Source organism: Flavobacteriales bacterium (genome assembly GCA_025210805.1).
Classification (GTDB): Bacteria; Bacteroidota; Bacteroidia; order Flavobacteriales; family CAJXXR01; genus JAOAQX01.
This window is the reverse complement of the sequence record JAOAQX010000029.1, coordinates 67,855-78,978: the sequence shown is the minus strand read 5'-3', so window position 1 is coordinate 78,978 and position 11,124 is coordinate 67,855. Positions and strand designations below refer to the sequence as shown.

The window sequence follows — 11,124 nt, the reverse complement described above, 5'->3', positions numbered from 1 at the left end:
ACATTTCAAAACACTATGGGTTTTGCGACAAATAAGTTTAGGCTATACAAATCCATTTTTCAGGACTTAAGAAGGTAAAGAGAAGACTTTTGAGCAATCAAAGGTCTTTTTTCATAATCGGTAATTTTAACTTTCTTAAAATTAGAGAATTTTGTAGTTTAAAGTGCTTTTGGAAAAAAGTTACCCGTGAAACGGGTTTAGTTCAACAATGGCTAAAAGTAATTGCTAGATCTAGACTACTTACGAAAATCCTCGCGGATTTTCTATTCGGTTTTTCTTTGCTAAATTAGGTGCTTAAACCGTGCAACAAACCATATACAAACACGTTAGCTACAACCAAAAAAAAAATCCTCAAAATTTTGACATTATACCAATAGTTGGTATATTTGAGTAAAATTCTTACTAATGGCAAAAAATACATCAATTTTATTGGGTGACTATTTCAATAATTTTATTGATAGTCAAATCAAGGCGGGAAAATATACATCCGCAAGTGAAGTTGTTAGAGCTGCATTAAGAATGTTTGAACACGAAGAATCAAAGAAAACTGAATTAATAAAAGAACTTAAGAAAGGTGAAAATTCTGGATTTATAACAGATTTTAATAAAACAGACTTCCTTAAAACGCTTCATCAGAAACATTCTTCGACTAAATTATGACCTACAAAATAAGTGAAGAAGCTGGAAATGACCTTGAAAAAATTTGGCTGTACACCTTAGAAACTTGGTCGATGGAACAAGCTGACAGATATTTTAATTTAATTATGAATGAAATTGAATATCTAACCTCAAACCCCAAATCAGGAAAAGATTATAACGATATAAGAAAAGGGTATTACAGTTCACGAATTAAATTACATTTCATCTTCTATAAGATTAACTCAAAACGAGAAGAAATCGAAATAATTCGAATTTTACACCAAAGAATGGACATTGAATCGTGGTTGAATGAGTAAAATGGCAGTAGCAAAATAACTAAGTCTTCGGATTGCCCGCAGAGCAAAATTTGAGCTCAATAGCCTGTCCCGAAACATCGGGATTGACCTAAAAAAACAAGCCATTATTTGCGTTTCGAAAAACCTTTCAAATTTTAGGATAAACTTAGCGTTGGGATTAAATTCCTACAAAAGGACGATTTTAAAAAATATTGAAAGACTTTTGAGTAATCAAAGGTCTTTTTCATACCTTTAATATTCATAAAAATAGGTGGTTTCGGAATCTCACATGCTTTTTATAAAAGCTTCCCATGAAACGGGTTTAGTTCAACAATGGTGTATAATCGATACTGTAAATACAGAAAATTTGTAACTTTATGCAATTAACAAAATAAGATGTAAGCATAAATCTACACATATTTACAAGCTACTACCCTCATTCACAAAACCATTGATATTAATCATCAAAATAATCCACGCTATTTTTAAAAAAAATATGAAACTCCTACACATCATTATTTCAATTCTTATCAGTGCAACTGCATTTTCTCAAACGCCTTTTAAAACGGATATCAACAAAATTCTGAATGCTCATGTGAATACGGAATCAGAGCCAGGTGTAACAGTGGGTATTGTAAAAAATGGAGAAATCATTTATCATGAAAATCGTGGTGTAATGAACTTAGAGTATAAACTCCCATTTAATGACTCCACGATATTTGGACTTGCTTCTATTACAAAACAATTCACTTCAGCATGTGTTGGAATCTTGGTAAAACAAGGAAAAATATCAATTAAAGATGATGTAAGAAAATATATTCCAGAGTTGGCAAACTATAAGAAAACCATACAAATAAAGCATCTTTTGAATCATACAAGCGGTATTCGAAATCACAATGTACTACTTGATCTTCAAGGTTTTGACTATAAACATCGAGGCTATACAAACAAGATGATTCAAGAACTTATGTTCAAGCAAGAAGGTGTAAATAATTCCCCCGGTGAAAAGATGCTTTATTCTAATACAAATTATGTATTGCTTGCATTAATCATTGAAAGAGTTTCTAAGATGAAAATTGAGGAATTTGCAAAAAAAGAAATTTTTGAACCATTGAAAATGCATAAGACATTTTACAGTGAGAGCTTAGAAAATATTGTTGAAAACAGAGCATATTCTTATTACAAAAAAAACGGTGAATATCATCAACCCAAATCCTTAACACATTGTATAGGTGCAGGTGGAATGGGAAGCACAATTCAAGATTTATCAAAATGGTCTAATATATTTTTAAATCCAAAACATAACTTTTTCTATTTAGCACAGTTTATAACCGAATTAGACAACTTAAACAACGGACAGCTTATGAAACATGCTCGAGGAATGTTTGTTTCCCCTTACAAAGGATATAAGACATATAACCATAGTGGTAGGGACTTAGGCATGCGCTCCCAATTTATATGTATCCCAAAGAAAAATTTAGCAATCATTGTTTTCACCAATTCTGAAAACATTAATGCTGTAAATATCTCCTATGAAATACTCAATCTATTTATGGATGAAGTATCTCCCGAAGAGAATACAAAACAAACGGCCTACAAACATTCTATTAACCAAAAAAATGAATTTAGTGGTATATATCAAGAGTTAAACAGTGATTTAAGAATGGAAATTTTCGTTGAAAATGACACATTAAAAGCCATAAGTAGTTTTGGTAGAAATGCAACACCCTTAATTTCAAAAAGCATTAACTCATTCGCTCGAATTGATAACCCTTCTATTGTATATACATTTCAAACAGAAGAAAATTCAGGTGCTGATCTATTGGTAGATTTCGGAGGTGCGATTTTTTACTTCGAAAGCATCAAACTTCATAAAACTCCTAATAAAAATTTAGATGATTTTATTGGAAACTATTACTCAGACGAACTCAATGTCACTTATTCCATTTCAAATGAAAATAACAATCTAATTTTAAGTTATCCCAATAATGAAGGCATTCAAATTAAAGAAGGTGTAAAAGATACTTTTGGGGCAAATAGGAGAACAAAGTATTCCTTTAAACGAAATAAAGCTGGGAAAGTGATTTCTTTTTTGATTGCCTCTGAAGGAACTGTGAAAGATATTTTATTTAAAAAAATAAACTAATGCCAATAACTAATCTTTCAAATACTCACAAAAAAAAAACAGAGCTTAGTAAGCTGTCCAGAAAACATCAATAAGACTAAAAATATAAGAGTGTTTGTTTGTATTCAAACTTTCATACCATAAATCATAAACAATTAAAAAAGAGACTATTCATTTAAGACACAACGAGGTGCTAAGAAGTACATCTACTATTTAAAAAACCTTTATCCAAAGAAAGTAAGTATTTTTATATTCTGAATACAAAAAATAGTCGTTTAAAAATCAATGGGTTTACTCTATTAGTCTTCCCAAAATTGCAATAATTGAGTTAGTGTACAGACCCCGCTTATTACACATTTGAATGTACTTCACTATTAACATAAAATATTTCATCATTTTGACAATTGCTTTTATTTTGTTTACAGCAATCGGGACGGTGAGTCATGAATATGGGCATATAGTTGTTGCAAAACATTTTGGATACGAAACCAGATTACATTACGGAAGTATGAACTATTATCCTAAAGGCTATCTAAAGGATGAAGATTTGAAAGCTTACAAATTTTTAACAAAAGCCTATTTGGATATCGATTATGAAACTTGGCCTAACGATGTAAAGGAGAAATCTGAGGAATATAGAAAAATCTTAGAAAAAAGATATTGGAATAAGAAATCAAACAATGGTATTTATATAACTCTTGGTGGTCCATTACAAACAATTCTTACAGGAATTATAGGATTAATAATATTATTACTTCGCAAAGAATCTATCCATACCAAGGGCTTAATGATCATTGATTGGTTAGCCATATTCCTAGGACTGTTTTGGTTAAGGGAAATATTCAATCTCATGTATTCAATCGGTTCAGAAATAATATCACCAAATGGTAACTGGTTTAGTGGTGATGAATATTATCTCTCTCATTACTTAAACCTTGGGTCAGGAACAATTCCTATACTCTTAGGTACATTGGGACTTTTAGTGTCTATTTATATTGTTTTCAAAATTATTCCAAGAAATTTACACAAGACTTTTATCCTAAGTGGACTGATTGGAGGAGTATCAGGGTTTATACTGTGGATGAAAATAATCGGACCAATGGTTTTACCTTAAAAATTTGCTTAAACAAATCATACCTAACCAAAGTAATCGATCATTGATTTCAATAATGATTATTCCGCTACTTTTAGGAATCATTTTCGAAAACATAAGACTATCAACAGACTGGAAGAACCTTGCTTTAAAAAATATTGGAGCGTTATTTCTGAGTATTTTTGCTTTTGTTATTTGGCTCAAGGAATTTATCATAAAAAAATGAAATTACTCATTAATACAAGCTTCCTATTCACAAACAAATTGTGATACATCACCCTCATAATCTCTAATCAATAACACTTTACCTCGCTAACTTAAATAACATTATCAAACCTCAATAAATCACAAGAATTTATGACGAAACTGACGAAAATATTATTATCAATTCCATCAATCCTCGGATTTGTTGATGCATTAACCTATTGGAATATGAACTTTTTCAAGTGGATCACAAATAACGTTATTGGATACGAATATTTAGCACCATTTGTAAGCGGAATGATTTTAATTCAAATCGGATATCTGATTTACCGACTTTGGGGTTATAAAAATCTGGAGAAAAAAATAAAAACTGAATGGACTTGGTTTCTCATAATTTTCTATTTCATTTCAGGTTTATTCTTCATTTGGAAAAAAGATACTGAGTTAAATAAAATGAATAAAAACACTACGCCCACTAACTAATCTCAATAAACCTCAGACCAAAGTTTCCTCAATTGAAGAATAAAAAAATAGAAAATCTGGCAGTCTCTTGTTCTAATTCTAATAATACAAACCAAAATATATTCAAGTTCATTTGAAGCTCATTATCCATGAAAAGTAAGTATTTTTATATGCAGAAAAATAAAAAACAATGCCACTAATAGAATTAGAAACAGAAATTAATGCACCTATAAAAATTGTTTTTGACTTATCAAGGAGTATTGATCTTCACAAAATTTCGACAAAGCATACAAATGAAAAGGCAATTGCGGGTATAACTACTGGATTGATTAATAAAAATGAATCGGTAACTTGGAAAGCAAAACACTTTGGAGTTTATCAAACCTTGACTTCCAAAATTACTGAACTCGAAATTCCAAATTATTTTGTGGATGAAATGGAAAAGGGAATCTTTAAGAGTTTCAAACATCAGCACATTTTTAAAGAATCTAAAAATAAAACGCTAATGATCGATATTTTTGACTATAAATTACCTTTAGGTCTTATAGGAAAATTTGCGGATATATTGTTTCTTGAAAAATATATAAAATCATTTTTAAAAATAAGAAATCAAACTATTAAAGAATATGCAGAATCAGATAAGTGGAGAAATATTTTAAATTAAGCTAGACAAAAAACTCCTCACAGCACATTCTACAAAAGACTCATTTTTAATAATAAATTACATTTCTATACCCCCCTTGTCATTTCTTTCCCAAATGAGAATTTATTCTGTTTTCATGAGCACGAACAAAATCAATTCTACCACTTTTTATGTCAAAAGCAATATGTTGTGCCGTAATCTCCATAGCCACATCGGGCTGCTGGATAAGTGCCATACATTCTTCAAGATTTTGAGGTATTTTTTTATCAAGATTTTGTTCTAGTGCCTGATATCTAGCTTCAGATGACTCTTGAATTTTTTGACCATCGATTACTAAATTTTCTATTTGGAGATAATGATTTGTAGCTATAAGTACTTCTCCAGAATTTTCCAAAACCTTAGCTTTAGTAGGTGTTCTTTCAATGATGGTTTTTTGCCCTTTTTTCGCCCCCACTAGTGTGAGAATAGAATCACTCATAAGCTTGGTGTTTATAAGCATTTCTTTTGCCTCTTCGTAGGTCTCACAAGTATCTAAAACTTCTCGGAGTAAATAAGTTACTGGTTTGGCTATTTGAAAACTCTCATGACTAGATGCCGCATTAATAGTAACAGAAAAAGCATTGGGTTTTATCCCCGAAATAACCCCGAAATAACCGAGCCAAGCTACAGATTTATAAACTGTCTTTCCATTTCTTTGGAAATCAAACACCTCTGTATAACGGCTCAGGATATCATTATCAGACCACCAGTCTAAATTACGTGCATGGAGCATATTACCGTCCTTAGTTTCAATAGCTACTGAAGCACAACCAATATACATCTTCATGGCATCGTAATACAAGTTTTGAAGAAGCACGGCAGGCGGTGAATAACCCGTTATTTTTGCCAAAAAGTCTATTTCCTCTATATAATCTTTAGAAACTAATTGACCTTTTAATTTGTGTAAATTAGCGATAAACTCATCCTCCACACCCAAAAAATCATCTAGATAACATTGCATTAAATCATTGATTTTGCCTACGTGATTCTTTAAGAATTCCCACCGCACTGCAGGAGGTAAATCTAAATTAACGATATGCTCTTTATATTCCATGATGGTATTGTTTAATGAGTATTTCAAAAAGTAAATTTTCTACAAAAAAGTGTTCTTATCCAGTAAAATATTTAAAAAATTGAACCTACTCTGTAAATTTCGATGGATGGTATTTAAACTGCAATAGAATTCATTTTCAGTAAGATTTCTAGTTTAGAAACTTCGTATACCAAATATTTTTTTTCATTTATTTGATCTTTTTCATGCGTTGTATTTTAATTATCGTAATATTGCGATAAGATTTTAAATCTAAAAAAATGGGCGTCACTAAAAGTGAAATATTTACCGAAAAACAAAATGAACTTGCCAAGATTGCAAAAGTACTTGGGCATCCTGCTCGTATTGCTATTTTGGAGCATTTATTGAGCCTGAATGCTTGTGTTTGTGGAGATTTGGTAGATGTTATTGGTTTAGCCCAAGCGACGATTTCTCAACACCTAAAAGAACTCAAAAATATTGGACTGATTCAAGGAACAGTGGAAGGAACGAGAGTTTGTTATTGTATCAATCAAGAGAACTGGCAAAAGTATGCCAAGGCTTTTGAGTATTTTTTTGATACAAACAATTCTTGTACAGATAACGAATGTTGTTAAACAGAATCTGTTTTTTTGTCAAAATCAATCGCAATATTGCAATAAACAAATAAAAAGAAAACTATGAAGTTATCAGAAGTAAAACAAGCCCTCGAAAATTTAGAACAAATCAGATTTTTACTCCCCAACGGAAAACTGGTTCCTGCACATTTTCATGTAACAGAAATAGGGCAGCTAGACAAAAAATATATTGACTGCGGTGGAACCGTGCGTTTAGATCAGAAAATTAATTTTCAACTTTGGGAAGCCGATGATTTTGATCACCGCCTTGCTCCTACCAAGCTTTTGGGAATCATAAAAGAATCTGAAGAAAAACTAAATCTAACAGACAGTGAAATTTTAGTAGAATACCAAGGTCATACCATAGAAAAATATGCTTTGAGCTTTAATAATGGAGTTTTCTATCTACAAACTACACTTACAGATTGCCTCGCACCAAACAAATGTGGAGTTCCTTCTGAAAAAGTAAGAAAACAATTAGATTCAATTCAAAACAATTCCTGCGATCCAGCTTCTGGATGTTGCTAAACCACGCCTAACTCTATGTACCGATTAAATTCCACACTTCATACGTTTATCACTCAACTGAAATCAGATACGATCCCTGAGAATCGAAAAGTTGAGCTAGAAAATATTGCGAAATATATAAACGAAACCAAAGCTGAAAACGAGACTTTGATATTCAATTTCGTTTGTACTCACAATTCTCGAAGAAGTCATTTTGCTCAAATTTGGGCACAAGCCATTTCATACTATTATCAGATGAAAAAGACGATTTGTTTTTCTTCGGGAACTGAAGAAACACGCATTTATCCTAGCGTAATTAAGACTTTAGATTCTCAGGGTTTCTCTTTGGAGCAAAAAGAGGAAAACGAAAACCCTTTATTCCATATTCATTTTGGGAAAAGTATTCCTGCTTTGTTTGGTTTTTCTAAAACTATTGATCATAGCTCTATTCCTAATAAAGGAGTCATTGTGATTACAACATGTTCTGATGCAGACAAAAATTGTCCCTTTATTCCTGGTGCAAAAAAACGTTTTCGTTTACCTTTTGAAGATCCTAAAATTTCTGATGGAACAGCTTTAGAAATGGAACATTACGCAGAAAGAAGTCTCCAAATTGCCTCGGAAATGAAATATCTTTTCTCCAAAATTAACTCATAATGAAAACTCAAACAAAAAAACTCAATTTTATAGACCAGTATCTAACGCTTTGGATATTTGTAGCGATGATTCTTGGAGTAGGAATTGGATATTTATTTCCAAATTCTGCAACTATCATTGACTCTATGAGTATTGGCTCTACCAATATTCCTATTGCCCTTGGTCTTATTGTGATGATGTATCCGCCTTTGGCAAAAGTAAATTATAGTTTGCTTCCCAAAGTGTACAAAAACACTAAAATACTTTCTGTTTCTTTAATTCTCAACTGGATTATCGGCCCTATTTTGATGTTTATTTTGGCGATCGTTTTCCTAAGAGACTATCCAGAATATATGGTAGGGATCATTTTAATAGGCTTAGCCAGATGTATTGCTATGGTTCTTGTTTGGAATGACTTAGCAGAAGGAAGCACGGAGTATGGTGCTGGATTAGTAGCCATTAATAGTGTTTTTCAAGTAATAACCTATAGTTTTTATGCTTGGCTTTTTCTAACGGTTCTTCCTCCCTATTTTGGTCTAGAGTCTGCAATAGTTGATATTTCTATTCAAGAAATTGCTTTAAGTGTAGGGATTTATCTGGGTATTCCATTCCTATTAGGATATTTGAGTAGAAAAATATTGGTAAAAGCTAAAGGTATAGAATGGTACGAGAAGGTGTATCTTCCAAAGATAAGCCCTCTTACTTTAATTGCTCTTTTGCTTACCATTGTGGTTATGTTTTCTCTAAAAGGTGAAACAATTATAGAGATTCCACAGGCAGTGCTTATTATAGCAATTCCTTTAATGATTTATTTTATTCTTATGTTTTTCATCGGTTTTTTTATGACCAAAAAAACGGGTGCACCTTATGATCAAACTGCGTCAGTGGCATTTACTGCTGCTGGTAATAATTTTGAATTAGCGATTGCGGTTGCCATTGCGGTATTTGGAATCAATTCCGGACAGGCTTTTGCAGGAGTTATTGGACCACTTATTGAAGTTCCTGCCCTAATTATCTTAGTAAGAGCTTCCTTATTCTTAAAGAAAAAGTATTTTAAGGCATAATACCTTAATCGGTACAAAATACAAAACTCCGTTCAGATGAAGAATTTCATCTAAACGGAGTTTTTAATGTTATTTACAACAGGTATTAAAGTTCTGTTCTTTCCACTTTAAACCATACTTTCATTGGTGCTTCCATGTCTGAGTAAGTTCTTAGGTTTGATTGTCTATTATTCAAACCTCCACCCACAACAGGAGCTTGGTTATTTACAGGAGATGTTCCTGCGGGATTTGTTGTGGCATCATCAGGATACTCAATATCCAATTTTCCTGTTTCCATTCCTATAGAAAATGCTTTTGTGTGCTCTATTGCGATAGATTTTTTAGGAATAGTTACCTTATATTCCAAAAGTCTTCCTTTAGTTCCTAATTCTATTTTGGCAGGTTTTGCCTCATACAAGTAATTATACTCTGTGTCTGTAGAATCAGTAACAAATCTTGCAATCTTAGGCACATTATCTATCATAGTAGCATAAAAACCTTTAGATCCTAACTTCACCTCTTGTACTTTCTCTCCAAAATCTTCTTGAGTAAATTTTTTGGGTGTTTCCATTGGAAAAATGATCTTTCTACTCTTTCCTTTTTTAGCTTCTTGATCAAAATAAATTTTCATTCCTCCATAAAGGATTTTTCTTATGGTAATTGGATTATCTGTATCCAACCATAAATGAAGGTTTTCTTGATCTTCAAAAATAAGCCATCTAAGTGAGTGGGCTTTATCATAGCCTGAGTAATTTACATCAGAAAAATCGATATTCTTTTTGTCTAAACAGTAATAGACTGGCATTTTAGTGCAAGAAACAAAGCCTATTACGAGTAATAGGCTTGTGAAAAATAATTTCATATTTAAATGATTAGTTTGGTAATTCATAAGAATATGTTGTCACTCTTGGACGAATAGACATTACAGGGATTCTTGAATGATAAATAACTTTTTGAGCCGATGAACCGATAAAATGAGGCGTAAAGTCTGACTCTTGTTGAGTCATAATCATAATTAAATCAGCTTCATTATCTTGTGCATATTGTAATATTTCGTCAGATACTTTAGCTTTATTATCCTTATACAAAATATCGCCATCGCATTTCACATTTTTAGAACGGATGAATTTATACACCTGCATCAAATTGTTTTTTAGTGTTTGAGCAGCTTCTTCATCTAGGTTTGATTTTATAACAGTAACTACCTTGATGGTTGCGTCATAAATTCTTGCAAATTCAATTGCATTTGAAACTTTTTCCTTCGTTTCTTTTTCAAGATCCAAAGGCAAAATAATTACATCACAATTTTTGTGTTGATCTCCTTTTATGGTAATTACAGGAACTTTAGACGTTGTAACAACTTTATAAGCATTAGATCCAATCAATTTTTTGATTTTCTTTGGATTTCCTTCTGTACCCATTACAATCAAATCTGCATTTACCATCTCAGAAGCTTCTACTATTTTTGAAGAAACTTTCCCTCTGGAAGTAATCACATTGACATCATTTCCTATTTTCGCTTCACTAGATTGAGCAATTTCAGCAAGTTTTGTGTTAATAACTTGCTTCATTTTATCTACCTCATCTTGAGATTTATCTCCAAAAACTCTGGCAAAGAATCCAGATTCTTCAATAACACTAATGAGTGTGAGTTTTGAATCTGATATTTTGGCTAAATTTTCTGCCTCTTTTAAAGCGACCATTGATTGCTCCGTAAAATCTATCGGAACTAATATCATACTGTTTTTTACTTTCATCTTCTTAATTGTTGTTTGACACAAAAATACAAA

General features: G+C 31.8%; 13 protein-coding genes. 10 read left to right on the top strand and 3 right to left on the bottom strand.

What is annotated here, in order from left to right; all coding sequences use genetic code 11:
- Positions 1–405 precede the first annotated feature (405 nt).
- The 6 genes from N4A45_12215 to N4A45_12190 all read left to right on the top strand — a co-directional run bounded on the left by N4A45_12215 (position 406) and on the right by N4A45_12190 (position 5,483).
- Complete coding sequence (locus N4A45_12215; protein ID MCT4665984.1) at positions 406–660, top strand: type II toxin-antitoxin system ParD family antitoxin; 255 nt, start codon at positions 406–408, stop codon at positions 658–660.
- A complete protein-coding gene (locus tag N4A45_12210; protein MCT4665983.1) occupies positions 657–956 on the top strand; it encodes a type II toxin-antitoxin system RelE/ParE family toxin in 300 nt (99 codons plus the stop codon). The genes N4A45_12215 and N4A45_12210 overlap by 4 nt, the downstream gene beginning before the upstream one ends.
- A 475-nt stretch (positions 957–1,431) precedes the next feature.
- Positions 1,432–3,081: a beta-lactamase family protein gene (locus N4A45_12205; GenBank protein ID MCT4665982.1), complete on the top strand. Its 1,650-nt coding sequence runs from the start codon at positions 1,432–1,434 to the stop codon at positions 3,079–3,081.
- Positions 3,082–3,457: 376 nt separating this feature from the next.
- Positions 3,458–4,174, top strand: a complete 717-nt coding sequence (locus N4A45_12200; protein MCT4665981.1) for a hypothetical protein — start codon at positions 3,458–3,460, stop codon at positions 4,172–4,174.
- Between the two features lie 336 nt (positions 4,175–4,510).
- The gene (locus tag N4A45_12195; protein MCT4665980.1) at positions 4,511–4,840 is read left to right on the top strand and encodes a hypothetical protein; all 330 of its coding nucleotides are present in this window, start codon (positions 4,511–4,513) and stop codon (positions 4,838–4,840) included.
- A gap of 169 nt (positions 4,841–5,009) precedes the next feature.
- Complete coding sequence (locus N4A45_12190; GenBank protein MCT4665979.1) at positions 5,010–5,483, top strand: SRPBCC family protein; 474 nt, start codon at positions 5,010–5,012, stop codon at positions 5,481–5,483.
- Between the two features lie 79 nt (positions 5,484–5,562).
- On the opposite strand, the gene N4A45_12185 is transcribed toward N4A45_12190, so the two are convergent.
- On the bottom strand, positions 5,563–6,582 hold the full coding sequence (locus N4A45_12185) for an acid ceramidase family protein (GenBank protein ID MCT4665978.1): 1,020 nt from the start codon (positions 6,580–6,582) through the stop codon (positions 5,563–5,565).
- 230 nt (positions 6,583–6,812) lie between these two features.
- Between N4A45_12185 and N4A45_12180 the strand changes: the two genes are divergently transcribed.
- From N4A45_12180 to arsB, 4 genes are all read left to right on the top strand, one after another.
- Positions 6,813–7,148 carry a metalloregulator ArsR/SmtB family transcription factor gene (locus tag N4A45_12180; protein ID MCT4665977.1) on the top strand — a complete coding sequence of 112 codons (336 nt, stop codon included), beginning with the start codon at positions 6,813–6,815 and terminating at the stop codon, positions 7,146–7,148.
- Between the two features lie 63 nt (positions 7,149–7,211).
- Positions 7,212–7,676, top strand: coding sequence for a DUF6428 family protein (locus N4A45_12175; GenBank protein ID MCT4665976.1), 465 nt, complete (start codon positions 7,212–7,214; stop codon positions 7,674–7,676).
- A 15-nt stretch (positions 7,677–7,691) separates the two neighbouring features.
- The gene (locus N4A45_12170; protein MCT4665975.1) at positions 7,692–8,312 is read left to right on the top strand and encodes a protein-tyrosine-phosphatase; all 621 of its coding nucleotides are present in this window, start codon (positions 7,692–7,694) and stop codon (positions 8,310–8,312) included.
- Positions 8,312–9,355, top strand: a complete 1,044-nt coding sequence (gene arsB / locus N4A45_12165; protein MCT4665974.1) for an ACR3 family arsenite efflux transporter — start codon at positions 8,312–8,314, stop codon at positions 9,353–9,355. Before N4A45_12170 ends, arsB begins: the two co-directional genes overlap by 1 nt.
- Before the next feature lie 85 nt (positions 9,356–9,440).
- On the opposite strand, the gene N4A45_12160 is transcribed toward arsB, so the two are convergent.
- Both N4A45_12160 and N4A45_12155 read right to left on the bottom strand, forming a co-directional pair.
- Positions 9,441–10,196, bottom strand: coding sequence for a hypothetical protein (locus tag N4A45_12160; protein MCT4665973.1), 756 nt, complete (start codon positions 10,194–10,196; stop codon positions 9,441–9,443).
- A 10-nt stretch (positions 10,197–10,206) separates the two neighbouring features.
- Positions 10,207–11,091: a universal stress protein gene (locus N4A45_12155; GenBank protein ID MCT4665972.1), complete on the bottom strand. Its 885-nt coding sequence runs from the start codon at positions 11,089–11,091 to the stop codon at positions 10,207–10,209.
- Positions 11,092–11,124: the final 33 nt, after the last annotated feature.

Bases quoted from the DNA above. Each gene is read 5' to 3' on its own strand.
- N4A45_12190 (MCT4665979.1), top strand. From the start codon at position 5,010: ATGCCACTAATAGAATTAGAAACAGAAATTAATGCACCTATAAAAATT.
- N4A45_12160 (MCT4665973.1), bottom strand. From the start codon at position 10,196: ATGAAATTATTTTTCACAAGCCTATTACTCGTAATAGGCTTTGTTTCT.
- N4A45_12180 (MCT4665977.1), top strand. From the start codon at position 6,813: ATGGGCGTCACTAAAAGTGAAATATTTACCGAAAAACAAAATGAACTT.
- N4A45_12175 (MCT4665976.1), top strand. From the start codon at position 7,212: ATGAAGTTATCAGAAGTAAAACAAGCCCTCGAAAATTTAGAACAAATC.
- N4A45_12195 (MCT4665980.1), top strand. From the start codon at position 4,511: ATGACGAAACTGACGAAAATATTATTATCAATTCCATCAATCCTCGGA.
- N4A45_12205 (MCT4665982.1), top strand. From the start codon at position 1,432: ATGAAACTCCTACACATCATTATTTCAATTCTTATCAGTGCAACTGCA.
- N4A45_12170 (MCT4665975.1), top strand. From the start codon at position 7,692: ATGTACCGATTAAATTCCACACTTCATACGTTTATCACTCAACTGAAA.
- N4A45_12155 (MCT4665972.1), bottom strand. From the start codon at position 11,091: ATGAAAGTAAAAAACAGTATGATATTAGTTCCGATAGATTTTACGGAG.
- N4A45_12215 (MCT4665984.1), top strand. From the start codon at position 406: ATGGCAAAAAATACATCAATTTTATTGGGTGACTATTTCAATAATTTT.
- arsB (MCT4665974.1), top strand. From the start codon at position 8,312: ATGAAAACTCAAACAAAAAAACTCAATTTTATAGACCAGTATCTAACG.
- N4A45_12210 (MCT4665983.1), top strand. From the start codon at position 657: ATGACCTACAAAATAAGTGAAGAAGCTGGAAATGACCTTGAAAAAATT.